Source organism: Kitasatospora sp. NPDC059408 (assembly GCF_042751525.1).
In the GTDB taxonomy this organism is placed as follows: Bacteria; Actinomycetota; Actinomycetes; order Streptomycetales; family Streptomycetaceae; genus Kitasatospora.
Map to the genome: position 1 here is coordinate 1 of NZ_JBHYWI010000050.1, position 26,344 is coordinate 26,344.

29 protein-coding genes are annotated in these 26,344 nt (G+C 72.4%); 14 read left to right on the forward strand and 15 right to left on the reverse strand.

The features are described 5' to 3' along the window. Positions 1–209 precede the first annotated feature (209 nt). The 15 genes from ACFXDE_RS28495 to ACFXDE_RS28565 all read right to left on the reverse strand — a co-directional run bounded on the left by ACFXDE_RS28495 (position 210) and on the right by ACFXDE_RS28565 (position 14,159). Positions 210–584, reverse strand: a complete 375-nt coding sequence (locus ACFXDE_RS28495; protein ID WP_380497530.1) for a hypothetical protein — start codon at positions 582–584, stop codon at positions 210–212. Positions 585–766: 182 nt separating this feature from the next. Beyond that, positions 767–991, reverse strand: coding sequence for a DciA family protein (locus tag ACFXDE_RS28500; RefSeq protein ID WP_380497531.1), 225 nt, complete (start codon positions 989–991; stop codon positions 767–769). A gap of 1 nt (position 992) precedes the next feature. Then, complete coding sequence (locus tag ACFXDE_RS28505) at positions 993–1,433, reverse strand: hypothetical protein (protein WP_270151587.1); 441 nt, start codon at positions 1,431–1,433, stop codon at positions 993–995. A gap of 166 nt (positions 1,434–1,599) precedes the next feature. Then, positions 1,600–2,034 (reverse strand): MarR family transcriptional regulator, encoded by a 435-nt coding sequence (locus tag ACFXDE_RS28510; RefSeq protein ID WP_270151588.1) that lies wholly within the window; start codon positions 2,032–2,034, stop codon positions 1,600–1,602. After that, the gene (locus ACFXDE_RS28515) at positions 2,031–2,564 is read right to left on the reverse strand and encodes a MarR family transcriptional regulator (protein WP_270151589.1); all 534 of its coding nucleotides are present in this window, start codon (positions 2,562–2,564) and stop codon (positions 2,031–2,033) included. Before ACFXDE_RS28515 ends, ACFXDE_RS28510 begins: the two co-directional genes overlap by 4 nt. Before the next feature lie 1,023 nt (positions 2,565–3,587). Beyond that, entirely contained in the window at positions 3,588–4,745 is a 1,158-nt protein-coding gene (locus tag ACFXDE_RS28520) for a protein kinase (RefSeq protein WP_380497532.1), read from the reverse strand. Positions 4,746–4,959: 214 nt separating this feature from the next. Beyond that, positions 4,960–5,835: a GntR family transcriptional regulator gene (locus ACFXDE_RS28525; RefSeq protein ID WP_380497533.1), complete on the reverse strand. Its 876-nt coding sequence runs from the start codon at positions 5,833–5,835 to the stop codon at positions 4,960–4,962. A gap of 129 nt (positions 5,836–5,964) precedes the next feature. Further along, positions 5,965–6,267: a hypothetical protein gene (locus ACFXDE_RS28530; RefSeq protein WP_380497534.1), complete on the reverse strand. Its 303-nt coding sequence runs from the start codon at positions 6,265–6,267 to the stop codon at positions 5,965–5,967. Beyond that, a complete protein-coding gene (locus ACFXDE_RS28535) occupies positions 6,264–6,674 on the reverse strand; it encodes a hypothetical protein (protein ID WP_380497535.1) in 411 nt (136 codons plus the stop codon). Before ACFXDE_RS28535 ends, ACFXDE_RS28530 begins: the two co-directional genes overlap by 4 nt. Further along, positions 6,671–7,480 carry a DciA family protein gene (locus tag ACFXDE_RS28540; RefSeq protein WP_380497536.1) on the reverse strand — a complete coding sequence of 270 codons (810 nt, stop codon included), beginning with the start codon at positions 7,478–7,480 and terminating at the stop codon, positions 6,671–6,673. Before ACFXDE_RS28540 ends, ACFXDE_RS28535 begins: the two co-directional genes overlap by 4 nt. Next, positions 7,480–9,060 carry a hypothetical protein gene (locus tag ACFXDE_RS28545; protein WP_380497537.1) on the reverse strand — a complete coding sequence of 527 codons (1,581 nt, stop codon included), beginning with the start codon at positions 9,058–9,060 and terminating at the stop codon, positions 7,480–7,482. The genes ACFXDE_RS28540 and ACFXDE_RS28545 overlap by 1 nt, the downstream gene beginning before the upstream one ends. Positions 9,061–10,102: 1,042 nt before the next feature. Then, positions 10,103–10,954: a DUF1932 domain-containing protein gene (locus ACFXDE_RS28550; RefSeq protein WP_380497538.1), complete on the reverse strand. Its 852-nt coding sequence runs from the start codon at positions 10,952–10,954 to the stop codon at positions 10,103–10,105. Beyond that, positions 10,951–12,162 carry an HAD-IA family hydrolase gene (locus ACFXDE_RS28555; RefSeq protein ID WP_380497539.1) on the reverse strand — a complete coding sequence of 404 codons (1,212 nt, stop codon included), beginning with the start codon at positions 12,160–12,162 and terminating at the stop codon, positions 10,951–10,953. The genes ACFXDE_RS28550 and ACFXDE_RS28555 overlap by 4 nt, the downstream gene beginning before the upstream one ends. After that, positions 12,159–13,172: an AAA family ATPase gene (locus tag ACFXDE_RS28560; RefSeq protein WP_380497611.1), complete on the reverse strand. Its 1,014-nt coding sequence runs from the start codon at positions 13,170–13,172 to the stop codon at positions 12,159–12,161. Before ACFXDE_RS28560 ends, ACFXDE_RS28555 begins: the two co-directional genes overlap by 4 nt. Positions 13,173–13,367: 195 nt before the next feature. Beyond that, positions 13,368–14,159, reverse strand: a complete 792-nt coding sequence (locus ACFXDE_RS28565; RefSeq protein WP_380497540.1) for a GntR family transcriptional regulator — start codon at positions 14,157–14,159, stop codon at positions 13,368–13,370. 365 nt (positions 14,160–14,524) lie between these two features. Here ACFXDE_RS28565 and ACFXDE_RS28570 point away from each other — a divergent pair, with 365 nt between their 5' ends. The 14 genes from ACFXDE_RS28570 to ACFXDE_RS28635 all read left to right on the forward strand — a co-directional run bounded on the left by ACFXDE_RS28570 (position 14,525) and on the right by ACFXDE_RS28635 (position 26,330). After that, positions 14,525–15,244, forward strand: coding sequence for a hypothetical protein (locus ACFXDE_RS28570; protein ID WP_380497541.1), 720 nt, complete (start codon positions 14,525–14,527; stop codon positions 15,242–15,244). Positions 15,245–15,419: 175 nt separating this feature from the next. Then, complete coding sequence (locus tag ACFXDE_RS28575) at positions 15,420–15,836, forward strand: hypothetical protein (RefSeq protein WP_380497542.1); 417 nt, start codon at positions 15,420–15,422, stop codon at positions 15,834–15,836. Between the two features lie 4 nt (positions 15,837–15,840). Continuing rightward, entirely contained in the window at positions 15,841–15,984 is a 144-nt protein-coding gene (locus tag ACFXDE_RS28580; protein WP_380497543.1) for a hypothetical protein, read from the forward strand. 318 nt (positions 15,985–16,302) lie between these two features. Next, complete coding sequence (locus ACFXDE_RS28585; protein WP_380497544.1) at positions 16,303–18,540, forward strand: hypothetical protein; 2,238 nt, start codon at positions 16,303–16,305, stop codon at positions 18,538–18,540. 149 nt (positions 18,541–18,689) lie between these two features. After that, on the forward strand, positions 18,690–19,229 hold the full coding sequence (locus ACFXDE_RS28590) for a hypothetical protein (RefSeq protein WP_380497545.1): 540 nt from the start codon (positions 18,690–18,692) through the stop codon (positions 19,227–19,229). Then, the gene (locus ACFXDE_RS28595) at positions 19,226–19,462 is read left to right on the forward strand and encodes a hypothetical protein (protein ID WP_380497546.1); all 237 of its coding nucleotides are present in this window, start codon (positions 19,226–19,228) and stop codon (positions 19,460–19,462) included. Before ACFXDE_RS28590 ends, ACFXDE_RS28595 begins: the two co-directional genes overlap by 4 nt. 134 nt (positions 19,463–19,596) lie before the next feature. Next, positions 19,597–21,897 (forward strand): hypothetical protein, encoded by a 2,301-nt coding sequence (locus ACFXDE_RS28600; protein WP_380497547.1) that lies wholly within the window; start codon positions 19,597–19,599, stop codon positions 21,895–21,897. A gap of 5 nt (positions 21,898–21,902) precedes the next feature. Further along, the gene (locus ACFXDE_RS28605; protein ID WP_380497548.1) at positions 21,903–22,331 is read left to right on the forward strand and encodes a hypothetical protein; all 429 of its coding nucleotides are present in this window, start codon (positions 21,903–21,905) and stop codon (positions 22,329–22,331) included. An 84-nt stretch (positions 22,332–22,415) separates the two neighbouring features. Then, positions 22,416–22,541 carry a hypothetical protein gene (locus ACFXDE_RS28610; protein ID WP_380497549.1) on the forward strand — a complete coding sequence of 42 codons (126 nt, stop codon included), beginning with the start codon at positions 22,416–22,418 and terminating at the stop codon, positions 22,539–22,541. Between the two features lie 14 nt (positions 22,542–22,555). Continuing rightward, the gene (locus tag ACFXDE_RS28615) at positions 22,556–23,377 is read left to right on the forward strand and encodes a hypothetical protein (RefSeq protein ID WP_380497550.1); all 822 of its coding nucleotides are present in this window, start codon (positions 22,556–22,558) and stop codon (positions 23,375–23,377) included. Then, positions 23,374–24,849 (forward strand): transfer protein, encoded by a 1,476-nt coding sequence (locus tag ACFXDE_RS28620; protein WP_380497551.1) that lies wholly within the window; start codon positions 23,374–23,376, stop codon positions 24,847–24,849. Before ACFXDE_RS28615 ends, ACFXDE_RS28620 begins: the two co-directional genes overlap by 4 nt. Positions 24,850–24,917: 68 nt before the next feature. After that, positions 24,918–25,112 (forward strand): hypothetical protein, encoded by a 195-nt coding sequence (locus tag ACFXDE_RS28625; protein ID WP_380497552.1) that lies wholly within the window; start codon positions 24,918–24,920, stop codon positions 25,110–25,112. 49 nt (positions 25,113–25,161) lie between these two features. After that, the gene (locus tag ACFXDE_RS28630; RefSeq protein ID WP_380497553.1) at positions 25,162–25,521 is read left to right on the forward strand and encodes a hypothetical protein; all 360 of its coding nucleotides are present in this window, start codon (positions 25,162–25,164) and stop codon (positions 25,519–25,521) included. An 80-nt stretch (positions 25,522–25,601) separates the two neighbouring features. Continuing rightward, the gene (locus tag ACFXDE_RS28635; RefSeq protein ID WP_380497554.1) at positions 25,602–26,330 is read left to right on the forward strand and encodes a hypothetical protein; all 729 of its coding nucleotides are present in this window, start codon (positions 25,602–25,604) and stop codon (positions 26,328–26,330) included. The last annotated feature ends 14 nt before the right edge of the window (positions 26,331–26,344 follow it).

A 26,344-nucleotide genomic window follows, 5' to 3' on the forward strand; every position in this document is an offset into this window, starting at 1 on the left:
CACCTCGGCCACCCGAGAGATCACGCTCACCTTGCCGGCTCAACCGCGACGACCCGTCAAGGCGCAACAGCAAGAACCCACCCGACCCGTCCCCCTCCCGGCAGTCGATCTGGCGCCACGCCCGTAACCGGTCCTCACCGACCCGGGTACGTCGGTCCGCGTGTGGGCAACGCACCCGGGGATCCCTACGGGCTGCAGGGACAGAAGGGCTACGGCTCCAGGGCCGACGGCTGGACTGCGAGGTAGGCGTCGACCCGCTCCCGACGCAGGACCTCCTCCAGCCGCTCCTCCTCGAACTCGAGGTTGCAGTGGTTACCCTCGACGCAACCCTTCGCGCCACAGCCGTGCGGGTCCACGTAGCGGACGGCGCTCTCGCCGATACGCGCCATGAGCCACCGGGCGCGGGCGGCGTCCACGTGCCCGGCTGCGACCAGGTCGAAAAGCTCCAGCACCGCCGGGACCTCGACCAAGGCGCCCCAGCCCGGCAGACTTCGACGCTCCGGGGAGCAATCCTCATAAGAGAGTCCGCCGCGCAGCCTGATGGCCTCGATCGAGTGGTCCCCGAGCTTCAACCTGGCGTGCATGGCGACTCCTTCACAGGTGAAGCCGGGCCGTGGCAAGACGAAGAACCAAGGTCCCGGCCGAAGATCCGTCGGCCGATCAACGCCCGGACCACCGGATGGTCACGAGTTCGCTGCCAGAAGAGCAGCCATCAGAGGCCCGGAGGACCCGCCCGCTGCGGCACGGTCCTCCCGGCCCTTCCCCTTCACGGACTCAACGGCCCCTCGGCAACGATCCCCGCCACCGCCCGGTCCGCCTGCCGGTTCACCCGCACGGTCAGCACCCGCTCCAGAATCTGGACCTGCCGCCGCCACGCCACGCTGGAGCAAGCAACCCGCAGCCGGCCCCGGTCATCGAGTCCGAGCGGGCGCACCCCGGCCGCAACCTCATCCCCGACCGCCGACCGCCACCACTGCGGCACGAAGCCCATGTCAGTCGGTCTGGCCGTTCAACCGGCGCAGCTCCACCAGGATCGAGGCCTGGCCCTTCATCAGAGTTTCCAGCGCCTTGCCCTGGGCTTCCAGCGTCGTGGCCTGTGCCGCCAGTGCCGACCCGTGCTCCTCCAACGACCGGCTGTGGCTCTCCAGCAGTCGGCTCTGCTCGGCCTGCCCGGCTGCCAGCGCCCCGACCGCCTCAGCCAGGCGCTCCAAGGTGCGGCCCTGAGCAACCAAGGCGTCACGCTGGGCGACCTGGTCCTCGCGGATCGCGTTCAGCACCTGGGTGTGCCCGCGCAACGACGTACGGACCTCGGCGCTGTCGCGGTCGGCCATCGCCGCCATCGTGCGCGTGGCCGCGGACTCCTCCCGCAGACGGTCGACCTCCGCCTCCAGCGCCGCCAGCCGCGCGCGCAGATCACCATCGCTGTCGCTCATGTTTTCCATTGTCCAGATCCCTCCCCCAGTGCCCCAGTGACAGTGAGCCGCGGTCACCGACGAATCCGTCCACCCTAGCGCGCGACGACCGGCGCCAAGCCGGTCGCCAAGGTCATGCGGCACCGCTTCGCCGCGCGGCCGCCTGTGCGGCGCGTAGCGGGCCGGCCTACTCCTGGTCGGGGACAGCCTTGATGGTGCGCCGCCGACGAGCGTCGACGTTGCCGACCTTGCGGGGGCCTTCGGCGCGGGCGTCGGGGGTGATCTCGGGTGCCTCCATCGCCTCACCGACCAGGCGGCGGATCTCAGGGTTGGAAGCGAAGAAGAACCGGGGGTTGACCCGGTAGCTTCCGGGGTCGGGGTGATCGACCAGGTGGAGCGTCTCCAGGCGGGCCAAGGCCTCGTACGCGGTCGACGTCGAGGTACCGCAGTCGTGGGCGATCTCCTCGACGTCGGCGGTGATCGGGTCGAACACGGCGCCATGGCTGGTGAGCCATTCCAGGACGCTGCGCTGGCTGGCGCTCAGGTTGAGCGTGTAGACGGGCGGCATGCCAAGGCTGTCCGGGTCGAAGCCGCCGTGGTGGCTGTGGGTGGCGGCGCTCATCGGGTACCTCCGGTCATCGTGTCCCTGGCCGTGGTGGTGCGGCGCGGTCCGGGCGCCTTGGCGGCGGCCTTCTCGGCCGCCTTCTTCGCGGCGGCGATCGCCTTGGCATCCGGCGTGATGGGCGGCGGATCCAGCCGTCGGCATGCCTGCACCTGGGCGTCGCCAGAGCCCTCCCAGAAGCGCCGCGGGTTCAGCTGGTACGTCTGGCTCCGAGGGCTGGTCTTGAGCAAGATGTTCAGCTTCACCAGGCGGGCGAGCGCCGTCTTCGCGGTCGTCTCCGTCGCCAGGATCGCCTCCGCCACGGCGACCGCGGTCACCTTCACCGCCGCGCCGGCCCCGCCGTTCGAGCGCACCCAGTCGATCGTCGCCCACTCCGCCCCGGACAGCGCCAGCGAGTACAGCGGCGCGTCGTCCGTGTAGGCGTTGAGGGTGTAGGAGCCGTCCATGGTGTGCGGCGTCCGGGGCTTCGGCGCAGGCAGCACCGCCCCCGTGTCCAGGTTCACCAGGGCGATGTTGCCCCTGCGAGCCATGCTGCTCCTCACCATGCTGTCGCGGTCCGCAACCGGTCCAACGACCGGTCCGCCTTCAGGTCCCTAAGGGCTGATTTTTCAGACGTTAGCTCCGGAAAACCCGACCTTAATGGCAAGAACCTACAGGATGGGACCCAGAAAACGCAGGTTCCCTGCAGCGTGTCGAGCCACACTCCCCCCGGCGGCCTCTGCCGTAACGTCTGGTTTTCTGGCAGCAACGTCTGGAAAACCAGACGTTAGCAAGGGGAAAACCGCAGGTCAGGGCATATGTCTCTTCTTAGGTAGTAAAGGTGCACGTCCGTACCTGGCTCCGCCACCCATGCCTCGGTGACCTGGCACCGCTGGGGCCGTAGGCCCCAGCTCGGTACAGGCGAGCTGGCAGTGGCTCTCCGGCGGATTGGCTGTTCGTGCCGCTGCTGTTGTCCGGGCTGAGCACCGAGGCTGGCCTGCTAGCCGCAGGTGGTAGAGGTCGCGGCTCCGCTCGGGTTGCTGCTGCTGTCAGGTGCATCGGTACCGGTTGCAGGGCGGCCCCGGGCCTTGTTCCCGGTGGTGAGGGTGGGCATCACGGCGTTTGTCAAGTGGGTGGTGACATCGGCCACCGCTCGGAGGCGGGCAAGTCGAGCAGGTGTCGGGCAGGCCGGACGGCAGGTCTCCCTGACCAGGGCGGACGCCAGCCACTTGATCCGGGGCAACTGCCCAGGGAGGGCCGTCAAGGCCCGAGCGGTAAACGCGCGAGCATGCGAGTGCGTTTAGGGCAGGCGGCAGCGCATGTCCAGCCCGCGCAGGGCTGGTGGGGGGTGTGGGGGGAGGAGCCCCCCACATAGGTAGGCGGGTCCAGCGCCGCCGGGCGCTGGCCACGGGTGCGGGGGCGGAGCACGCCGCGCCCAGCCACCCGGTCCGCTGCCGACCGCAACGTCGTTGTGGTTGCCGCCCCGTTCCGGCCGGGGCGGAAGGGCACCTGGGTCACCGACGACGTGGCGAGATCGAGGGGCCGACGTGCCAGGAGCCAGCTGGTCGGTTCGGTTAGGGCTCGATGTGCACGGTGACGTAGAGGTCGCCGGGCTGGCCTCCGTTGTAGCCGCTACCGCCCAGGCCGCGCAGACGCAGGCGTTGTCCCTCGCGGACGCCGGCGGGGATGCGGACGTTGTGCTCGTACCGCCTGGTCACGACGGTGCCGGTGTCCGAGCAGGTGGAGCACCAGGCGGTCCTGCGCTTGGAGCCGCGGCAGTCGGGGCAGGGGGTGTGTTCGCTGCGGCGGATCGGGATGATCTCGCCAAGGGCAGCTTCTGCGGCGGTGAGGGTGACATCGCAGGTACTGTCCTTGCCCTTCTGCGGGGCGCTGGGGTTGTAGTACCGGTCGGTGATCGCCCTGAGTTCGCGGGCCGTCTCCTGAGCGGTGGCGGGGCGGTGGTCAGGAGACTTGGCCAGGAGCCGGACGATCAGGTCCTCAAGTTCGAGGGGGACTTCGGGGCGGAGGGTGCGCAGCCGGGGTGGGGTGTCGTTGGCGTGTTGGTGGGCGTAGCGCCAGAATCCGCCGGTGCCGTCGAAGGGGCGTTGGCCAGCTGCCATTTCGTGGATGACGCAGCCGAGGGAGTAGAGGTCGGAGCGGTGGTCGAGAGCGCCGTTGAAGGCTTCGGGGGCCATGTAGGCGGGGGTGCCGATCAGGATGCCGGTGGCGGTGATGTCGTGCCGGGTGTCGGCGCTCTTGGCGATGCCGAAGTCGACGAGCTTGGTGCCGTTGTGTTCATCCCTGATGATCATGATGTTGGACGGCTTGATGTCGCGGTGGATCAGGCCCTCGCGGTGGGCGGCGGTGAGGGCGTCGGCAACACACCACGCGATGTACAGGAGGTCGGGCATCGGCAGGGGCCCGCGTTCCTGGACGGTGCTCAGCGGGGTGCCGTCGATCAGCTCCATGACGAGGTAGGACAGCGGTCGGCCGTCGTGTTCGGTGGTGCCGACATCGTGGACGGTGACGATGTGGGGGTGGGAGAGACTTCCGGCGACGGTGGCCTCGCGGGTGAACCGGGCGCTGTGCGCGGCGTCGTCTTCGAGAAGGAGCTTCACCGCGACGGGGCGACCGATCTTCGGATCGTAGGCCTCCCACACCTGCCCGAAACCGCCTGCGCCGATCCGCTGGACGAGCTCGTAGCGCCCGTCCAGCACGGTTCCCGCTTGCACGAACTCCCCTTCCGGTAGCGGCCGCCGTGTGGTCCGTCGGTCACGCTACGCGGAACTCCCCGCCTGGGGCAGGGTGAAACCCGAACGCTGGCGGAGGGTCGGCCGTACAGCGAAGGGGCGCCCCGCTTTCGCGTACATGTGACGTGACCCCAGGATCACGTCACATGTACGTGAAGCTCATCAGGGCCTGGGACTTCGGGTGCAGCGCAGTCGGCTACCGGGCGGACGGCGGAGTGACGGCGTTGGCCATGGCGGCGGCCAGGGCCTGCGCGTCGTGGTGAGCTCGCTGCCACCAGGCGGCGCCCGGGTGGTGACCTGCGAGGTCGGCGGCGGGTTTCATCGTGGCGGCGAGGCCGGCGAATGCCTTGTGCAGTTGGACCGCCAGCTGGTCGTGGTCGGGGACGCCGGCGCGGACGGACCGGCGCAGCGAGCGGGTTGCGCGTGTCAGCTCCTCGGCCGCCTCCAGCGCGGTGGCGGGTGCCCGCTCCTGGGGCGGGGTGTTGGTGAGAATGCGGATCAGCTCGGCGAGCTGGTCGGTGGTGAGGTTGGTGCGCAGTTCCTGGGCGTAGTCGGCGAGTTCGGCGTTCTGCTGGGCGGAGGGATCGTCTGCGACGCGGGTTCGGCCGCCGGGCGTGCCGGTGAGCACTCCCTTGCGCTTGAGTTCGGTGATGACGCCGAAGGCGGTGGCGGTGGTGGTGCCGTGTTCGCGGGCGAGTTCCCGGACGGGCGGCACGGTGTCGCCGGGCCGCAGCCGGCCTTCCCGGATGTCGGCGAGCAGCGCGTCGGTGAGCCGCTTGGAGCGGCCGCGGACGGCGTCCTCGTCGGGCTCGTCGCCGGAGGGGTTCGCGACGCGGGTTCGGCCGCCGGCCGGTCCGGTGAGCAGCTTCTCGTCCTTCAGCAGTCCGATGGCGCCGGAGACCGTGGCGTGGCTGACGCCGTACGCGGCCGCGAGCTCGCTGCCGCCGGGCAGTGGTTCGCCGGGCTGCCACCGGCCGCTGTCGATCTCGGCGCGCAACGCGGCCGCCAGGCGCAGGGTCCGGCCCTTTCGGGGCCCGGGGAGGTCGACGTTGGTGGTGGTCGTGGTGTCCACGGTGGGCTCCGGTTCGTGTCGGTCCCGGCCGGCGAGGGCGGGAGGCTGCGGACGTACGCTGATGGCCGGGCCCCTCGCGATTCGAGCGTGAGGGGCCCGGCCATCTTCCCGGGTTGTGCTGATGTGGGGTCAGGGTCCGGCGATGACCCAGGTCACGAACACGGACTTCATCTGCTCGTGCACCCGGTAGACGACGCTGATGCGGTCGCCGGTGTCGGCGGCCGGGTCGGTGCGGGCGGTGTAGTCGTCGACCTCGGGGTCGGTGCCGCCGGGCACCGGGATGCCGAGCCGAGGGTAGAGCGCGAGGCGTTCGACGAGCTTCTCGACGGCGTCCAGTTCGCCGGGGCGCAGCTGGGCGAGGGCGGCTTCGGCGGCGTCGGAGAGGAAGACGTGCAGCGGCTCGCGCGGTTCGGTCGGCTGGTCGTCGGTCACCGGTCGCCGCCGGCGGCGCGCACCCGGGCGAAGACGTCGCCGGCCGGACTCCAGTGCTGGCCGCCGATGGGCGCGGCCAAAGAGGCCATGGCCTGCTCGTCGGTGCGCAGGGTCAGGCGGTGGCGGTAGGTGGCGGCGACCTCGGCGACGGCGGCGAAGTCGCCGATCGGGGAGGCGTCGAGGGCGGCGGCCAGGGCCTGCTCGAACTGCTCGCGGTCGCCGGGCAGGCCGTAGCGGGACAGGGCGGTGCGCAGCTCGTGCAGGGTGGCCGGCCGGGGAACGGCCGTGTCCTGGTGGTCGGGCTGGGTGGTCACCTGGTCCTCCTCGGTGGTGGCGGCCGCCGTGGTGGCGGGCCGCAGGTTCGACGGTAGCGGTCGACGGGCGGGCAGTGGAGCGGTCCTGGTCACGCGGCACCGCTGAGGGTCACCGGCTGGCGGGCCTTGCGCAACGGAACGGCGTGGCCGCGGGCGACGGCGAGGGCGGCGTGGTGGCGGGCGAGGGCTGCGCGGGCCCGGGTGGTTCGGGCCAGGGCTTCCTCGTCTTCGACGCAGGGGCGGTGGGCCCCCTCAGGTTCGCGCAGGCGGTTGTAGTGCTGGCGCAGGATCTCCTCCCGGGCGGCGGCTTCTTCGTCGACCGCTGCCTGGCGGGCCTGGGCCTGGTCGCGCATCTGTTGGCGGAGCTGCTGGTAGGCGGTGTGGTCGGCGAGCGGGGGCCGGGCCGGCTGCGCGGCGGGCCGGTCGTCGCGGCGGGTGGGCCGGTCGTCGGGGTCCTGGTCGTGCTGCACGACGGGGGCGGGGCCGACGCGGACGTCGATGGCCCGGACGGTGCCGGGTCGCAGCTGCTCGAGGTCGGTGAGGATGCGGCGGTGGTGGAGGCGGAGCTGGGCGGCCCAGGCCGGGGAGTCGGCGACCACGCGCAGGCGGCGGGTGGTCGGGTCGTAACCGACGAGGTGCCAGTGGCCGGCCGCCTCGGCGCCGACGATCGAGGGCCAGCGGTCGCGCAGGCCTCCGCCGGCGGTGCCGAGGGTCCAGCCGTGGGCGGCGACCAGGGTGAGGAACACGTCCGCGATCGGCTCGGGTTCGCGCGGGCCTCGCCGCACGGCCGTGGTCTGCCGAGTGGCGCGCTGGGCGGGGGCGTTGCCGCTGGTGCGGGCGGCCTGGCGGGCGGCGCGCAAGGCGGTACGGGCGAGGTCGGCCCCAGTGGACGTGGTCATCAGCGGCTCCCAACGAGTTCGCGCTCACGGCGGCGGGCGGCCAGCTGCTCGCGGAAGGCGACGCCCTCGGAGTTGTCCACGGTCATCCAGGTCGGAACCGTGACCGGAGGCAGTTCGGCGCCGCCGATTGCCCGAGGGACCTCGGACAGGGCGGGCTGGTCCAGCAGTGGTGCGCACAGGCCGCACGGCAGCACGGTCCGCATGTGCCGGTCGCAGTACGCCAGTTGCTGCTCCTCGACCTGCTCGGTCTGGCCGTCGATGTCCGCCGGCCCCAGGGCCGGGGCGGTGCGGGCCTTGGCCAGGACCTGGTCCCGCTCGGCCTGGCGGCGCTTCGCGTGCCGGTGCCGGGCGCCCTCGACGTGGTACGCGCAGGTCTGGCACTCGCCGCCGAGTTCCACGTCGGTGCCGGACTCGCAGGTGGGCAGGTGGCAGCCGCGCCGGACCAGGCCGCGGTTGCGTCCCGGGGCGGCGAGCCAGGCGTACGGGTCACGGATCTTGTCGCGCTCCAGGACGTACCGGCGCTCCAGGCGCTGGGCGACGCGCTCGACGTCGCCGCCGACCTCGCGGATCGCCTGGCCGACCGCCCGGGCCACCTCCTGCTGCTGCCAGCGGTTCATCCGGTTCACCAGGTCGGGCACCAGGCGCAGGACCTGGTGGACCTCGGCGCTGACCGTCATCGACGGCACGGCGGAGGCCTCGGTCTTCGAGTTCGTGGTCGTGCTGGGGGTCTTCTGCAGTTCCGGCGAAGCCGCGACCAGACGGGCCACGACGGAGGTCTGCTCGGCGACGGCGGGCACCGGATCGACCAGCGCGGAGTCGCTCGCGTACACGCGGGTGTCGCGCGGTACGGACGTCTCGGCTACGCCGGAACCGCAACCACCAACGGCGCGCAGGGGCTTGTTGGGAAGAGCTTGATCAAGAGAGCTTGATTGTGGAGCCGAAACGAGGGGGGAGGGGGGAGTCAGATCGAGGGGGGAGGGTGGAGCCGAAACGAGGGGGGTCTCCACCGACTCCATCAGGGAGAACAGGTCGAGCTGACCCGCGCAGCCGGACACCTCCTCGACGTCGGCCGGTTTCGCCTGCGGCCGGGCCTGCTGGGGCTGCGCGAACAGCGCCTCCTGCGTCACCACGCCGACCAGCGGGACCGGGTGCACGGTGTACCGGTACGCCCCGCCGACCTCCCCGTCCCGGGAGACCCAGCCCTCCGCCACAAGCTGCGCTGCGACCACGCGGGCGGTCTCGGCCCGCAGCCCGCACAGCACAGCCAGCTGCCGCGCCGAGGTCGTCGTCTCTAGGTGCTCCCGGTAGGACAAGGCCGCGTAGACCTTGAACCTGGTGCCAGACAGCAGGTTCCGGGCGACCGCCGAGATCCACACCGCGCGCACGTCCCGGCCGGCCTGCTCGACCCGGCGGGCGATCGTGCCGCCCTGGCGGTGCTCGCACTCCACCAGGACGCCCTCGGCCTTGCGCAGCAGCGCGGCCACGGTCCGCTCGTGCAGGCCCAGCCCGCCCGCGATCGTCGCGTTCGACGCCCAGCAGTACCCGGCCTTGCTCCGGCAGTAGTCGCCCACCACGGTCACAGCCCGGATCTGGTCCCCAGTGAACCGGGCGAGCCAGGCGACCGGGAATCGGGTACCAAACGCGTCCTCGGCTTCGGTACGCGCGGGAGCCGGGGACTCCATCGACCCGCTGACCCGCTGGCCGGGAACGGCCGGCACGGCCAGAACCGCACGGTTCGGACCCGATCGTGTGACACCGAAGCCCTCACCCGAATGGGTGATGTGCGTCACATTGTCGACAGCGTGCGCGGTGGATCCAACAACCGGTCCCTGAACCGGTCCCCCGACGAATCCCATGGCAGGAACGGGGGAGGAGAGATGTCCCCCCTCTCGGACCGCATCGTCCAAGCTCAAACCGGGGACACCACCCGCCGCGACGGGGACACGGAGGGACTGGAATGGGGCTGTGAGCTGCTGCAAAATGACAGAGCCTTCCTAGGCGCATGTAACCGGCCCACTGCTGCGGGTCGGTGAAACAGCCGCCCCGCACCAACGGGTCGGCAAGACGGACCCCCTCGGGGGTCCTGGTTCTGGAGAACCTGCAGTGCCGCCCTTCCCGGGCCCCGGCCGCCAAGCCGGAGCCCGTTCCGGGCCCTCGTCCGATCGCCAAATCGGACGGATCACGTAAGACCGCAGTCCAGTGGTTGGCCCCACTGGAAGCGGTCCGGGGTTGCTGGCCTCGCCAAAGGCCGGCGCCCCCAAGACGACTAAGTCACACTGACCCCCTTCGGGGGAGAGGTGTGTCCGGATACGACGACGGCACCCCGCCGGAGCGACCTCGAACCGGTCGCCTCTACGGCGGGGTGCCGCGCGTGTGCCTGCTGGCGGGTACGGGTACCCTTCACTGCGTCACCACCTTCCGCGTGGTCGACCGGGACGGGCCCCCGGCCAGGGGCGCCGATCCACTCTGATGCCGTCCGGGCTTGCTCAAGGTCCGGGCGGCAAAGTTCGTTTTGGATCACTGTCGGAGCAAGCCTATCCCTGTGGATAGCACGATGCGTAGCCGCTAGTGCACCGTGTCGATCTGATGATCCAACGGCCAGACGGTCTGACAAGTCCCTGCTCACTTGGACTCCCGCAGAATCCTGAGGGCACCTTCAGCCGAGAGTTCGCCGTTGTCCTTCGCATCCGTCCAACGGTGGAGCGTCTGGGCCACAGCGCGCAGCACCTCGTCCGGCAGGCCTGCCGCCCGCAGCGTGTCGGCGGCCTCCTCCAGCTCCGGCGCCCACCTCCATGCCCGGGCCGCGGTCTTGGCGATGTAGTTGGTCTCAACCAGGTAGCTGCCTGACCGCTTGCTGGCCACGTCCAGCAGTGCCTGGTCGACACCGTGATGTTGTGCGAGACCGTACGAGAGCGCAGCCAGCACCCGGGACGCTTTCTGGTAGGCGGTGTAGGAGACCTTCAGCGCGGACGCCTGACCGATCTCCTCTCCCAGGAACGGCGTCGAGACTGCCGTTCCGGAGAACAGTCCCGAGACCAGGCGGGCAGCATCCGGCGGGCCGGAGAGGAACAACTGCGCGCGCTTGCCGCCGACCGGCGGGGAACCGATCACCGAGCCGTCGACCAACGCCCGAGCGCTCCCACTCACCAGGTCGGCGATCCGCCGCACCCGGTCCGGGCTGATCGCGTTGCTCTCGACGTACACGCCAGCGAACCTGTGCCCGGCGACCTTGCGAGCAACATCCTCGGCAACGGCCGGCGGGCACAGGCTCAGCACGACCTCGGCTCGCTCCAACAGCGCGCACAGCTCGGCCACCGGCTCCAGCCCGGCCTGCTCGGCACGCCGCACGGTTGCGGCGCTACGTCCGGCCGGGCACCAGAGAACCCGGCTGCCGACCGACACCGCACAGGCCGCGACGGCCGCGCCCATGCTGCCCGGGTGCAGTACACCAAGAACCGGCTGGGGCGACGTCACTGGGCGCTCCCGTGAACGTGCGCGAGGGCATCCACGGCGGTCTGGGCGATGAAGTCCGGCTCCGCCCCACCCGCCCAGGGACGGCCATGAGAGATCCAGATGGTGCGCAGCCCGGCGTCTCGACCGCCGACGACGTCCAGTTCGGCGTTGTCTCCGATCATCCACCCGCCCCGGGAGAGGTCCCGGCCGACGCTGGCGGCCGCGGCCTCGAAGATCCGGCGGTCCGGTTTCCGGGCGCCGATCTCTTCGGAGATACACACGTCGTCGACCACGTCGGCGATGCCGGAGGCCTTCAGCTTGGCGCGCTGGATCTGCGCGCCGCCGTTGGTGACGACGACGACCTGGCGGCCGGCCTCCCGTACGGTGGTCAGTGCCTCGATCACGCCGGGGAACGGCGTCACCGACGCGGCGAGCTCCGGCTCGTACCGCGCCCAGAGTTCGCTGGCCGACTCCGGGAGTTCGAGCTCCGTGCACAAGCCCTCGACCACGCTAACGTCCGCTCGGATCCGCATGGCCTCGAGCATCTGCTGCTCGGCCGCCGGACCCAGACGGTTTTCCGTGCAGTACCCGGCCACCCAGTCCGTTACCGCGGAGAGCCGGTTGATCAGCGTGTCGTCGAAGTCGACCAATACCAGGTCGCCGTGTGGTGCGGTGAGCGCCCGGCGGATCTGTGCGGCGGCGGCTTCGGGCCCAACCTCGTTCGTGCGGATGGTCAGGTCGAAGCGGAAGTTCGGGTTGGCGTCGAGGTCGGCCCGGGTCGCATCCCACGCGGCCAGCCGCGCCGGAGTGTCCGTGTCGCCCCGACCCGCCGACCGGGCCTCGGTCGTCTCCCGAGGGCACCACAGCAGGACGGTCAGCCAGTCGGCCGGGTAGCTCTCGAGTACCGCCCGCACACCGTCGACCTGGCCCAGGTGCATCACCGGAACCCCAGCTGTGAAGGCCTCGTCCAGGCCAGGCCGGTCCGTCACGTACGTGCTGTCATACCGGGAGTTCTCGTAGACGACCGCGCCCGACGACCGCAGCTCCTTCAACTGCTCCGGCGTACCCATCCGGTAGCCGGCTGACCGGCCCGGTCCAACTTTCACCCGCGAGAACAGGGCGAAGTCGGGATCGAGTGAGGTGAGGGCTCGCGTGATGGTGTCCTTCCCAGCAGCGGGCGGCCCGTAGAGGATCACCCCCACACCGCGCTTGGAATGCTGCTCATTCATGCGTACACCTCCCGGATCGCCTGCCGGGCCTGGTCGGCGAGCGAGATTGCCGCGCCGAGTCGGTTGTCGACGACCAGGTGCGGCACGGCCGGCCGCAGATCGACGTCGATGGTCTGGAGGTACTCGTCCCAGCGCTGAAGCTTCCAGGCGTCCCGGGCCGCGGAGCGGAAGGTGATGTACTCGCGCATCGACTCCGGGTCGCACTGGACCCAGATCGGCGCAACGTCGACGCCGAGCGATGCGCAGCGGTTCGTGAGCCGCTGCATCCATTCCTTGCTGGTCATCTCGGCGATGAACGGCGCGGTCATCACAGTGGAGATGCGGCAGTTGATGTTGGCCCAGGCCGCCTGCATCAGGCAGTCGTACTCCACGTTGCGCACCTGCTCCCGGTACAGATCGGTGTGCCGGTCGTTCGGGTCACCGCCGAGTGCCACCAGCAGCCGTTCCACCAGCGGCCGGGTCAGCGGGTCCTTGTCCAGCAGCGGCCAGCCGGTCAGCTGGGCGAGGAATCGGGCGAACTCCGTCTTCCCGGACCCGGCGTAGCCGCCGACCAGGACCACGACCGGCCGATGCGGATCGCCGCCGGTGTGCCGACGCTTCCAGGCGTCCAGGATCCGCTGCTGTACGCCCATGTGGTCGGCCTCGTCGTTGCCGGGGGCGATCCGGTGGATCGCTCGCTCGACGGCGAGAACGTGCGTTCCGTTGTGATCGTCGCTGGCTGGCGTCAGACGGAACTTCGTCTCCTCGCCCGGCAGTGCGGCTCGGAATCCGAGCTCCGGATCCGTCGCCCTGTAGAGAAGGCAGTACGCCCGACGGTAGTGCGGTCCGGGATAGACCTCACCCTGCTCGTGCTGCCACAACGTCTGCGGATTCGCGGCCGGGATGCCCTTGAGTTTGGCCTCCTCGGCGACCTGGCGCAGCCGCTCCCCCGCCTTCTCCAACGTCAGCCCGTGCGCCTCCCGCTGCGCGCGCAGCAGGTCAGGCCGCCACCCCGGACGGCTCTTGGCCATTTCCCCACCCTCCAGTGTCACCATGCCCGGCAGCCTAGGGCTGACCAGCCAAAACCCGTGTGTACGCAGATGTGAATACGTGTGTATGAACGTGTTGATGGAGCTGATGACACGTCTGTGATTCTTCGTCAGGTCCCCAGCCGCTGTGATGGACCTCGCAGCAGCTGGGTGATCTGAAGGAATTGGAGGTATGCATCAGTGGTCGTCTTCGGTGACGCCAACCCCATGCGGGAAGCGAGCACTCGGGTGCCGGCTAATCGTGTAGCCGATCTCGAAGAGCTCGCTACTCATGCGCGTGTCGTTGACCTCGGCGACCTGCCCGGTCGGCGAGGTGGTGACCCGCAGCACGCGCAGAAGTGGGACGCCAACATCGGTCGGCAGGTGCAGAGCTTCGGCTTCCTCGGGCGACGGCATGCGGGCGGAGACGCTCTCGCTCCACTCCAGGGGACGGTGGCCCATCTCCTCAAGCCTGTCGTAGATGCCGCCTGGTCCGGTGTCGGAGTCGGCGAGTCGAGTGCCGCGTGCCAGGTCCGCCGGCAGGTAGCTGGTCGCGAGCTGTTTGGGCGCACCAGTTTCCGGATCGCCCATCACCCGGTCGCGTACCAAAACCTCGGATCCGGGCTCCAAGCCCATCAGCGCGGCCAGGTCGATCGGAACCACACCCCAGCGGATTGTGGGGGGCTGCAGAGCCTTCCAGGGCTGGGCGGTGGGATCGAAGTAGTAGCCGATCTCGTCGCGGAAGACCTCGCGGGAGCGGGTGACGCGGAGCTTCTCGGGACGCTCGCGGACGATCGTCCCGCGTCGGCGTACCGCGATAACCAGCCCCTCTTGCTCCAGCAGTGCGATGGCGCTGCGGACTGTTTGGTAGCCCGCGCCGTACTGCTCCTGGAGCTCTGTCAGCATCGGGAGTTTGTCACCGGGCCGGTAGTGGCCCTCGGCGATCTTCTGGCGCAGGTCGGCGGCGATCTCGCGATACGAGGCGGCCACGGCGGTCACCCCTTTCTAAGGCTGGACGGGTCAAGTCTAGCGATAGCTCTATCAGGCGCTGACGGTCCGACACAATGCCGGCGGCGGGTTATAGCTATCGGTATTGACATCATGCCGCCCGTCCGCTCTACTTGGCAATAGCGATAGCTATAACGCTCCGTTAGGGGCGGTAGCTCGCCGTGGCCTAGCCACATGCGCCACATCCCCCATAGCTCGACCTGCGCCGGCCGATGGTGAAGACCAGACCCGGGGGCTTGCGCAGGACCCGCAGCAGCTGTGCTGCCCAGGTCTCGCGGACGACGTGTCGTTCGTGAGGTGTGGAGAACACAGCCGCAATCCAGCCCCTTCGTACTCGGGAGACCGTGATGCGCAGCAACTCTCGGCCGGCTCTCCGGCTCAGCTCTCTCCGCCCCAACCAGATCGAGATGACCCCCGGCATCCCCTTCTCCCTGATCTGCCCCGACTGCTCGGTCTGGCGCCGCATCAACCGCAGCAAGATCCAGCCCCACTTCCTCGACGACGAGACGACGTACTGCCCGGCCAGCGCCCAGCGCGTCGAGCAGGACGTCACCCCCGAGCAGTGGGCGGCGCGGATCGAAGAGGGCGTCGCGGAGATTGCCTCCCGCCGACCGACCAAGGTGCTCCGCAAGGTGCCGACCCCCAAGCCCCCGGCGGTCACCCAGCTCAACCCCGCCCCGGCCACCGCGGACAGCGCCCGCCAGACGTACGAGGCGCACCGCAATGGCTGCTCGGTCTGCACCGGCCGCAAGCACTGCACCGACGGCGGGCGCCTGGCCGCCACCTACCTCCGGCTGCTGCGGCAGGAGCCGCAGCGCCGCGCGGCCCAGGCCCGCACTGAGCAGGAGCAGCGCCGCACCGAGCGCCGTCAGGCCCAGCAGCAGCCGAAGCGCCGGGCGGCCGAGTGGCGCCGGGTCGACCGGGCTGTTGAGGACGCCAACACCCGGCGGTCCGAGCCGCTCAAGGGTGCGCGCAGCCCGATCTTCCCGCTGACGATGCCGAAGGGCACGCCCGCCGAGCCGCTCAAGGAGCGCCCGAAGCGCTCCCGCACCCGCGCCGCCGCCTGACCCTCCGCCAGCACGAACCACCAAGGCCGCCGCCGACCCTATCCCGGGTGGGCGGCGGCCTTGGCTGCTCGTGCAGCCAGAACGCACAGAAGGCCCCCGGGGCGGTACCCCCGAGGGCCTTGGTCGGTCGCACCACCCACCAGCAGTAGACGAGAGGACAACGACCGTGGAAACCATGATGGCACTCTCCGTCGACACCGCGGAGACCGCCGGCACCACCGACTTCGACGAGCTGTACGGCCGGTACTCCACCGCGCTGCTCGTGGCCGCCGCCGAGCAGCTCGCCGAGATCAACCCGGCCGCGACCGACCTCGACGAGGACCTCGCCGACGCCGTCTGGGACGACGTCGCCGCCGGCCTCTACCCCTCCGGCGCCTGCGGCCTGGACGGCCTGCTCGTCCTGCTGCGCGACAAGGCCCGCAAGGTCCGCGCCCGCGCGGCCGCCGCCTCCCGCGCGATCCGCGAGGTCGTCATCGACCTGGACGACCTCGCCGACACCGCGCCGGTCACCGCGATCCCGACCGCCCGGCCGCTCCCGGCCACCGTCTCCAACGCCGTCGCCGACCTCCGCACCCTCCCCCTGGCCGGGTGACGCGATGAGCAGTCAGCACCTGGGCGACGCCGAGTTCGCCCGCCGGATGGAGGAGATCCGCCAGGCCCAGGAGGCCGCCGAGCGGGCCCGCCAGCAGGCCGAGCAGATCCGCCAGCAGCAGGCCGCCAGCCAGGGAGGCACCCAGTGACCATCACCCACGTCGCCGTCTGCCGTTCCTACGCCGGCGGTACCCCCACCCCGCCCGCGCCCCCGGCCCCGCCCTCCCCCACCCCCAGCGGTGGCCAGTGAGCAGCCCCGAGGACCAGGCCTGGACCAGCAAGCAGATGGACGAGCTGCTCCGCCGGGCCCGCGAGATGTACGCGAAGGCGAAGGCCAAGAAGGCCGGCGGACAGCAGCAGTAGCCCGACCCCCGCCGTCGCGCCCCGCCCCGGACCACCGCCGGCGGGGCGCGGCGGTGTTCGGCGGTGCCCGCCCCCGCGCGCACCTATATAGAGGAGGAGCCCTCGTGGCGACCCGACGCACCCCGGCGCGCCGCCCGACTGCGGCGAAGACCCCCGCCAAGAAGACCATCGCCCCGGTCGCGGCCGAGCAGCCCGCCGCGACCCCGGCGCCCGTCGTCGTCGACCAGGCCGTGACCGACGCGGCGCTCGACCAGGCCCGCGCCGAGCTGGCCGACGCCCGCGACCGCGCCGCCGACCTCCTGGGTCTGGCCGAGCAGGCCACTGTCGACGCCGCCGCCCTGACCCGGGCCGCCGACGAGCAGGCGGAGCAGATCCTGAGCGGAGCCCGCCAGCAGGCCACCGACCTGCTGGCCGGTGCCGAGCAGGACGCCCAGGCGCTGTGCCAGGAGACCCGGTCCGCCGCCGGCGCCGAGGCCGAGCAGCTGCTTGCCGACGCGAAGGCGCGCGCCGTCGAGCTGCTCGCCGACGCCGAGACCGCAGCCGACCAGGTCCGTGCCACCGCCGGCGGCGAGGCCGAGCAGCTGCTCGCCGACGCGACGGAGCAGGCCCGGCAGGCGGCTGCGGTGCTCACCGCCGAGGCCGAGGCCGAAGCGGGGCGCCGAGCGGAGCAGATCCTCGCGGACGCGACCGAGACGGCCGGGCAGCTGGTGGAGGCCGCCGAGACCGAGGCCCGGCAGATCCGCCGGAAGTCGGCCTCCGACCTCACCACCGCCCGCGAGCAGCTCGCCGACGCCACCGAGGCCCTGGAGCGCACCCGGAGCCGGGTCGACGACTACCAGGCCGAGGCCGAGCGCGACTTGGCGGGCCGTCGGGCGCTGGCCGACCAGGCCTGCCGCGACGCGCTGGCCGCCGCCGACCAGGCCCGCGCGGACGCGGCCGCCGATGCTCAGCGCATCCGCGACACCGCCGCCGCCAAGGCCCGCCAGCTCGCGGAGGCCACCGAGGCCCAGGCCGAGGAGCTGCGCCGCCAGGCCGAGGACCTGCGCGTGCGGCTGGAGGAGATGGCCCGGGCGGACGCGGACGAGATCCGCGAGACGGCCCAGGCGGAGGCCGAGCGGCTGCGCGAGCAGGCCGAGGCGGAGGCCGAGTCGATCCGGGAGGAGGCCGCCCGCCAGGCCGCCAGCCTTCGCGAGCGCGGCCAGCAGCACGCCGACTCCCTGCGCACCGGGGCCGAGAGCCGGGCCGCTGACCTGGAACGCCAGGCCAAGGCGATGCGCGGCAAGGCCGAGGCCGAGGCGCAGCGGATCGTCAACCAGGCCCGCATCGAGGCCGAGCAGCTCATCGGCGGGGCGGCCGGGCAGGTGGTCGAGGCCGAGGCCAGGGTGAAGGTGCTGGTCGCCGAGGAGCGGCGGATCACGGCCAAGCAGGCGGCGCGCAAGCGTGGCTGGGCCTCGAAGGCCCGGCGCCGCGCCACCCAGCTGACCGGCTGGGCGTGGACGAAGGCGCCGTGGCTGGCGCTGGGCGCCGGCGTCGGCCTGACCGCCAGCGGCGAGTACGCGCTGGCGATGTTGGTCGGCATCCCGGCCGCGATCGGCTGGCTGCTGCCGGTGGCGATCGATGTGTGGGCGATGTCCGCGATCCGCGCCCACAAGAAGGGCGAGGTGTTCATCGCGCTGATGACGATGATCATCGCGAACGCGGTCTACCACATGGCCGACGCCCACCTCGTCGGCGTCGCGCGCGGCGCGGACGGCACGTGGCACGCGAAGTGGCAGTTGATCGTCGGCGTTGCATGCATCGCACCGATCGTCGTGTGGCGCGTCCACGCGCTCATCCCGCACGCCCCTGCAACGCACGACGACGACACCGCCCCGGCGGACGAGCCGTCTGCAACGGAGCCCGACGGGACTGAAACGGGTGCTGCAACGGCCCCGGTTCAGCCCGCCCCGGTGCCGGTGCCGGCTGCCCCGCCCGCGCCCGTTGCACGGCCCGCCGCCCTGGGTGAAACCGCAGGTGGCGCAAGTCGTGCAACGGGTGGCGCTGCAACGCGGCTGGCGCTCGCGGCCGGTGAAACGGGTCGCAACGCGGGCGCTGCAACGGCTGCAACGCGCGGGTCGGCTGCAACGTCCGCCGCCGCGTCGACGCCCGCCGGTGCAACGACGGTGAGCGTTGCACGGGTCCTGACCGAGACCGACATCGAGGTCATCACCCGGCACGTGCAACAGCACCAGGGCCCGCCGGAGAAGCTGCCGTTGCAGCCCATCGCCGACGAGCTCGGCGTCTCCAAGTCCACCGCGTCGCGGCGCGTGGCCGCCTACCGCGACCTCGCCAAGGCGAGCTGACGAGCACCCGGCCTCTCCGGTGGCCACCAGGGCGCGCCCTGGTGGCTGCCGAAGGTGCCGACGGCACCGAGCACCATCCCAAGACCCGTGCATCCGGCCGGAGCCCGGGTCGACAACCTTCCCCACCAGCGCGTGAAAGGACGGCCACCGTGGCCCACGACGACGACTACAACAACGACTTCGGGTGGAAGTCCGACCAGCTGCTCGCCCCCGGCGGCATGGCGATGTACACCGACCAGATCCGCCAGATCTTCCGCGACCACCGCGGGGACTTCCGCGACCTGGCCAACGACCTCCAGGGCGACCTCAAGCACAACCCGCCCGCCGGCGACAACGGCCTCCAGGCCAACTACCACGCCTGGAAGACCGCCCGGATCCTCCACCAGATGGCGGGCCACGCGCAGGCCATCATCACCCTGGCCGCCAAGCTGCGCGCCACCCACCAGGACATCTACGTCGAGCTGCCCAAGCGCCGCGAGGCGAAGGCCGAGGCCAAGGCGCTGGAGAAGGCCAGCCAGGGCGCGCAGGTGGCCCGCACCGCGGGCAACGTCAACGACCTGGTGCGCCAGATGGCGGCCCACACGGCCGGGCAGGCCGATGGCGACCAGGCCGGGCAGCCGACGGCCACGCCCGCGCAGGTCGGTCATCTGCCGGTCTTCGACATGTTCAAGACGGGCACCGGCCAGTGAGCGGCACGGCGCTCGACAAGGCGGCGCGCCAGGCGGTGGAGCGCCGCCTGGCGAACCTGACGAAGTTCTACAAGGACCGCCAGGACGCCGCGACGAGCGACCATGAGCTCGCCGCAGTGGTGCTCGACCGGGCCCGCGCGATCGCCAAATTCGCCGAGAAGAACGGCGATCCGACCAAGTGGTACGCGCTCGCGCAGTACCTCGACGCCTGGTGCAACCAGCACGGAGGGTGACCGGGCCAAGGGCCCGAAATCATCATCATCACCGGCTCCGCGAGCTCATCACGGGGCCCCAAGGCGCGGGCGCGGTTGGCGCGCGCGAGGCGCCCAGAACACAGGCTGTCTGTGAACAAAGTGAGGGGGGCGTGTTGTGCCGCACAGACGACGGAAACGTGGTCACCCTGCACCCCCGGATCGGTCTGCGCCCGCCCATCGGGCCGACCCCGAACACCCCCGCGCCGGCACCTTCCCCGGCGCTTCCGGCACCCGCCGCCGAGGCGTCGCCGCCCTCCTTCCCCCGGGTCCGCCACCGCCGTGCGGCGGCCCCGGCCGTCCTTCCGACGACCCTCCCGGAGAGCACCGCCGGGGGCGGGGAGACGGTTGTCGCCGCCCCCTCCGGCTCCCCCGCACCGGGCCCGGGCGGCCCGGCGCCGGTCCGCGACGCGGTCGCGCTGTCGATGGTCACCTTCGCCGCCGTCGCCCTCGCGGCGGCCCGCGGCACGGTCGGCGTCGCGTCCTGGATCAGGGCCCGCGCCGACCAGGTGAAGGAGGCCGCGGAGAAGGCGAAGGACGCCAAGGCGGCCAAGTCCTCCACAGCGGCGGGCGGCGGCCGGGTCCAGTCCGGCCCTGAGTGGGGCCAGCAGGCCCGCCAGCGCCAGGGCGCAGCAGGAGGGTCCGGCGGCGGCCGTTCCGGCGGTGGCAGCGGCGGACAGACCGGCCGCGGCGGCGCCCAGGTGCCCGCCACGTTCCGCTCCGGCCCGACCGCACCGGGCAAGGGCGGCGACCGGCCCGGCGCGCAGCAGCGCGGCACGGGCGGCAAGACGGGAGGCCCGGACCGGCCGAGGCCGGACGCCGGCCTGGCGGCGCGGGCCGGTCGCCCGCCCGGCAGGGGCCGCGGCCTGGCGGACCGCCAGCGCGACGAGGCCTCCGGCGCCACACCGGAGCGTCCGAAGCGCAGGAAGGACAAGGACCGCAAGGACAGTGACGGCAAGTCCGGTGCCGGCGGGAAGGACAGCACCGGCTCGGGCGGATCCTCCGGCGGGGCGAAGAAGGGCGCCGGCTCCGGCGGTTCGTCGGGCACCGGCTCGGGCGGATCCTCCGGCGGGGCGAAGAAGGGCGCCGGCTCCGGCGGTTCGTCGGGCACCGGCTCGGGCGGATCCACCGGCACGAAGAAGGGCGCCGGCTCCGGCGGTTCGTCGGGCACCGGCTCGGGCGGATCCTCCGGTGGGGCGAAGAAGGGCGCCGGCTCCGGCTCAGTCGGGGGCGGGTCCACCAGCGGAGGCAAGAAGGGCGGCACCGGCAGCGGGTCGGGCTCGGCATCGGACCGGGGCCGCCGCACCACGCTGGGCGAGGCGATCAGCGAGGAGGCCGAGCGGCGCCTCGACAAGCGTCGCGAGAATCACCGGCCCGTCTGGCGCGCCCCGAAGAAGCGCAAGCCTAAGAAGAAGGAGAAGAAGAAGCCTTCGCCGACCACCGGATCCGGCACGCCGAAGATGGCGACGGCCAGCTCCACCAAGGCCGGCGTGAAGCCGCCCACCAAGGGCAAGGCGCCCGGAGCCTCGACAACCAAGGCCACCACCGCGAAGGCGAAGAAGACCAAGACCACCGGCTCGGGCAAAGGCCCAGGGGCGTACGCGAAGCGGGCCGCGGCGAAGGCCCGGGCCGCCTGGGCCAAGCGGCCGAAGCGCGGGGCGAAGCGCCCGGCCTCCGGTCCGGCCGCAGGCGGCCCGTCCTCGACGGGCACCACGTCGGCGAAGGCCGGGACGCGGGCCCGCTGGGAGCGCACCAACGCCCGCACCTCCGCCAGCGGCTCCACGACGGGCCCCCGGTCCACGGGCACGCGGACCGGGACGGGGCCGTCGGCCGACCGGGGCCGGGCGGCCCCGCCGCCCGGGATGCGCCACGAGCCGCCCACGCTCACCGTCGAGCAGATCCGCAAGCCGCCCCCGGCGCCAGCGCCGACCGGCCCCGCCGTCACCGCGTCGGCGCCCAGGCCCGCCCTGGCCGCCGGGGGCGGCACGACCACCGCCGTGAGGAACCACATGACCGCATCCGTCGAGGTGTACGCGCCGTCGGCTGACTCCGAACTGAACATCTACGACCTGGTGGAGGCCGACGAGGCCGCCGCCGAGGAGATCCTCGACCGCGTCGACGAGGCGAAGGACGCCGCCGACGCGTGCGAGGACCTGGAGCACCACCTGGAGAGCCTCAAGGCCCAGGTGCTGAAGCTGAAGATCCCCGGCCGCCTGCTCGGCTACTGCGACCGGCTGCTGGAGAAGGCCGGCCGGGTCAAGAGCGAGGCCGAGGCCCTGGCCGCCGCCCTCCCGGCCGCGTCCGAGGCCATCAAGACCGCCGCCGACAACGCGGCCGCCAAGCACCAGCGGCCCGCCGACGTCAACCGCGACCACGGCTACGCCGCCCCGGCCGAGACCGACTACCACAAGGAGTAGCCCCCGTGTCCGATCTCCTGCCCGCCGCCCGCCAGGCCGTCGGTGCCGCCGTCGAGGTCATCGCCGACGGCGTCCGCTACGGCATCCTGATCGCCCGTCTCGCCAAGGCGGGCCTGGCCCTGCGCCACATGGCCGACCTCGCCAACTCCACGTTCGAGTACGTCGGCGACTGTGCCGCGTCCGTCGACCAGCTCGCCGAGATGGCCGCCGGGATGAACGTCGACGCCGACACCGTCGCCGAGCACCACCAGGCCGCGACCATCATGCGCGGCGCGCTCGCCAACGCCACCACCATGGCGAACGAGTGCCGCGAGATGTCGAGCCTGTTCGACGAGGCCTCCGCCGCGCACCAGGCCGACTACGGCGACGTCGCCGAGGCGTTCCAGAACATGCCCGTCGAACCGGCGGACCGCGAGTTCTACGCCAACCGCTGACCCGCACCCACCCCGCTGCCGCTGCCCGGCACCGCACCCCGCGGTGCCGGGCAGCGCCGCACCCGCCCCGGAAGGACCGCCCCCGTGGCCCCCGAGAACCGCGACACCACCAAGCCGCAGACCCTGCCCGCCCGCCTGCTGGCCGCCCTCGTCGTCACCGCTGGCGCCCTGTGGCTGCTCGGCGAGCTCTACGCCCGCCTCACCCACTGAGAGGAGAACCCGCCGTGCCGAAGCTCGACCGGGCCCGCCACCTCGCGGGCCGCGCCGCCACCGCGGCCGGGGCCGCAGCCCTGACCGCCAGCATCTTCACCCCGCACGTGCTGCCCGTCGCGACCCCGGTCGTCCTCGGCACCACCGTCCTGTCCGCCGCCTTCTCCATCCAGCCCTGGCGGCGCAGCACCCCCGGCGTGCTCAGCGCCCTGTACGCGACGCCGTCCGCGATCCTGCTCGGCGAGATGGTCACCTTCCGGATCATCCCGGGCGTGCACTGGGGCGAGGGCCTGGCCGTCGCCGTCTGGGCGGGCGTCACCTGGTGGCAGCGCCCCTCCCACCTGGCCCGTGAACTGGTCCGCCCCAGCGCCGCCGTTTCGGCCACCCCGGACTACCGGCCGCAAGCCCTGGTGCCCACCACGCCGGCGGAGCACCTGGTGTGCTCCTGGGCGCAGTGGGCGCAGATGGAGCGGTCCCCGGCAGCTGGCACCTTCCTCGAGCACGCGGTGGTCGAGGGCCGCACCGAGTGGCGGGCGCAGATCGTCGCCGAAGGCGGCCGCCCGGTGCCGGACATCCCGATCGCCGCGATCTCGGCGATCGCCAACATCCCCGAGGAGTTCATCTCCATCTCGCCGGTGAAGGGCCACGGCGCCGGCCGCCGCCAGCTGGTCGTCACCGAGCGCACCGGCGCCGACGTCGCTCAGCAGGAGATGGACCCGTTCACCCGCTGGGAGAAGGAGATCGCCCCCGGCGCCATGCCCCACTCCCAGCTGATCGCGATCCGGCGAGGCAACACCAAGACCGGCGAGATGGAAGAGGTGCTGCGCCCCGAATGACCACCACCATGGCCCCGGCGCCGCTCGGCCTGGACGTTGACGTCATGGAGCTGGAGGTCCAGGTCCCTCCCGGCAAGCTCCTCACCTACGACCTGCGGGCCCTGGCCTCCTCCCTGGAGATCCTCGACACCTCCTGCATGGCGGTCGAGACGGACGGCCTCACCCGCGCCCTGGTCACCATCTACCGCGACCCGCCGCTGGAGAAGCTGGAGCCGGTCCGCGGCGAAGACCTGGTGATCGACGCGCAGGGCTGGCTGACGGTTGGCCGCTACCACGACGGCCAGCCCGCCCAGATCCGCCTCTACGTCCCCGGCTCCGGGGCGCAGCGCGGCGCCCTGTTCGGCACCACCGGCGCCGGCAAGTCCCGCGCGCTGCAGCTGATCCTGGCCGCCGAGAAGCGCTCCGGGATCGTGTCCTGGCTCGCCGACCTCAAGGGCGGGCAGTCGGTGCCGGAGGCCGCCGGTCAGGTCGACTGGCGGGTCACCACCCAGGAGGGCCTGCTCGCGATGCTCCAGGCGGCGGTGCGCGTCGCCGAGGAGCGGATGCGCCGCTACGCCGCGATGGGCCGCAGCTCGTTCATCATCAACCGGCCGGACCCGCTGTTGAGCGTGCGGATCGACGAGGCGAACCGGGCGCTGGAGAAGGGCGCGCCGTACCGGGACAAGGTCGCCGCTCTGATCAAGGAGCTCGGCCGCACCGGCCGCTCGGTCGGCGTCGGCATCTCCATCGCGGCGCAGGCCTCGCACGTGGACGAGCTCGGCGGCTCCGACACCCTGCGCGGCATGCTCAAGGAAGGCGAGACCATCCTGCTGCGCTGGTCCAGCTCGATGATGCAGTCGCTCGTCTCCGACGGCCTGCTGCCCCCGGGCACGCACATCGTCCCCATCCCCAAGCGCTCCGGCCCGCCGCTGCTGCGCTCCCGGTTCGCCTCCGCCCGCGGCATGGTCAAGCCCAAGCCCGGCGGCAACACCGGCGGCATGGCCTACCTCCTCGGGAGCGACCGGCCGACCGCGATGATGCGGTTCTTCCCGGTCGGCTCCATGCACGAGGTCGAGGGCCTGGACCCGCTCATCCTCGACCTGTACGGGCCGGGCGAGCCCGCCCACCTCGAGGCCACCTCGCACGAGGCCGCCGGCGCCGTGTACCTGACCCGCGACGGCGACGGCCCCGTCGAGCTGGTCGAGGCGGCGAAGGTGGAGACGGAGCGCCTGGCCGAGCAGGCCGCCGCCGAGCAGAAGAGCGCCGGCTCCGGCAAGGCCACCGTCGCCGCCCGCATCGTCCGCGTCCTGGAGGACGCCGGCGAAGACGAGGACGGCGAGGTGGCGCTCGATTTCGACGAGCTCCTGGACGTCGTCAACGCCGACGGCGGCAAGCCCGTCGGCGCCCCGGTCCTGCGCAACAACCTCACCGCCCTCGGCAAGGTCAAGCGGGTCATCGCCCTCGGCGGCGGCCGCTACACCCTTCCCAGCTGACACCCCGCCACCCCAGCCCGGGGCAGCCCGACGCGGCTGCCCCGGCCCCGTCCTGCCCTGGAGCCCCCGTGGTCGTCTCCGCTTCCCTCGCCTTCGTCTTCGGCATCGCCACCGTCTTCCTCTACCGCAGCGGAGCCGTCCGCGTCCTCTCCGGCCTGACCCTCATCCTGTTCGGCTTCACCCTCGCCAGCACCGGCCTGGGCCCGACCATCAACCAGCTCCTCACCGGCCTGGTCCACCTCATCGGCAGCATCCGCGTCTGACCACCCACCAACCGCGCCCGCCAGCACCACCGACCGGAAGGACCCCGCCGTGAACACCCGCCCCGCCCACTCCCAGCTCGGCACCGGCCAGGTCAGTGCCGTCGACCTGTTCCTCGCCGAGGCCTCCCTCGACCCGCGCGTACGGCTCCGCCCGGCCGGCACCCTCGAGGACGCCGCCACCACGCTCGCCGCCCACCGGGCACTGGTGGAGCTGCGGCTCCTCAGGGCCCTGCCCGCCGCGCCCCGGCGCCCCGAGCTGCAGCCCGGCCCGCCCCGCCAGATCGTCTTCGTCGCCGACGAGGCCGCGTACCTGATCGGCCAGCCGCGCAGCGGCAAGCAGTCCCCCGAGGCCGCCCGCCTGATCCGCGAGATCCTCGCGCTCGGCCGCACCACCCGCCTCCCCAACTGACCATCCTCGCCACCCCGACCGTGCCCGCCGCCCGCCACAGGGCGGCGGGCACGACCCGTCTACCGAAGGGACACCACGCCATGACCTCCGCCGCCGCTCTCGCCCGCTACACCGAACTGACCCGCCAGCACGAGGAGACCGCCCAGCTCGCCGACCCGGCGCCCCGCCCGCCGGCCGACCAGCTCATCGACACCGCCACCGGCACCGCCGCCATCGGCCGCTACGCCGACGGCACCGTGGCCCGGGTGCCGCTGTGGAACACCAACGGCGCCGTGCACCTGCACATCAGCGCCCGTACCGGATCCGGGTCCAGCACGCTGATCGACCACCTGGTCGCCGCCGAGCACGCCTGCCCGCTCACCGAGCCGTGGGTCGCCGACCCCTACGGCGCCCGCCCGGGCCTGGCCGCCCGCACCGCCACCACCAAGGCCGACACCGTCACCCTGCTGCGCGAGGCCGTCGGTCTGCTGCACGGCCGCCTGGGCGACCCCGGCGACCGCGCGGCCTACTCCCCCAGCCCCGAGCGCCCGCTGATCACCATCACCCTCGGCGACTGGCCCCACCTGTCCACCTGCGAGGAGACGGTGCGCCTGGCCGAGGAGATCGCCCTCACCGGCCGCCTGGCCGGGATCAGCCTGCGGGTGGAGAGCTGGGGGCTCTTCCCGGCCGCGACCCCGCTGATCACCACCGCCCTGGCCCACGCCCACCAGGTCGCCCTCACCGCCCGGCTCACCCCGGGCCTGGGCACCCACGCGACGCACCCTCTCGCCCCCGCCCGGCTGTTCCGCACCTGGACCCCCGAGCAGTAACCCGCCCGCTCCCG

Coding starts and splice junctions, on each gene's coding strand:
- ACFXDE_RS28495 (WP_380497530.1), bottom strand. CDS start 584: ATGCACGCCAGGTTGAAGCTCGGGGACCACTCGATCGAGGCCATCAGG.
- ACFXDE_RS28500 (WP_380497531.1), bottom strand. CDS start 991: ATGGGCTTCGTGCCGCAGTGGTGGCGGTCGGCGGTCGGGGATGAGGTT.
- ACFXDE_RS28505 (WP_270151587.1), bottom strand. CDS start 1,433: ATGAGCGACAGCGATGGTGATCTGCGCGCGCGGCTGGCGGCGCTGGAG.
- ACFXDE_RS28510 (WP_270151588.1), bottom strand. CDS start 2,034: ATGAGCGCCGCCACCCACAGCCACCACGGCGGCTTCGACCCGGACAGC.
- ACFXDE_RS28515 (WP_270151589.1), bottom strand. CDS start 2,564: ATGGCTCGCAGGGGCAACATCGCCCTGGTGAACCTGGACACGGGGGCG.
- ACFXDE_RS28540 (WP_380497536.1), bottom strand. CDS start 7,480: ATGACCACGTCCACTGGGGCCGACCTCGCCCGTACCGCCTTGCGCGCC.
- ACFXDE_RS28555 (WP_380497539.1), bottom strand. CDS start 12,162: ATGAATGAGCAGCATTCCAAGCGCGGTGTGGGGGTGATCCTCTACGGG.
- ACFXDE_RS28560 (WP_380497611.1), bottom strand. CDS start 13,172: ATGGCCAAGAGCCGTCCGGGGTGGCGGCCTGACCTGCTGCGCGCGCAG.
- ACFXDE_RS28570 (WP_380497541.1), top strand. CDS start 14,525: ATGCGCAGCAACTCTCGGCCGGCTCTCCGGCTCAGCTCTCTCCGCCCC.
- ACFXDE_RS28575 (WP_380497542.1), top strand. CDS start 15,420: ATGATGGCACTCTCCGTCGACACCGCGGAGACCGCCGGCACCACCGAC.
- ACFXDE_RS28580 (WP_380497543.1), top strand. CDS start 15,841: ATGAGCAGTCAGCACCTGGGCGACGCCGAGTTCGCCCGCCGGATGGAG.
- ACFXDE_RS28620 (WP_380497551.1), top strand. CDS start 23,374: ATGACCACCACCATGGCCCCGGCGCCGCTCGGCCTGGACGTTGACGTC.
- ACFXDE_RS28635 (WP_380497554.1), top strand. CDS start 25,602: ATGACCTCCGCCGCCGCTCTCGCCCGCTACACCGAACTGACCCGCCAG.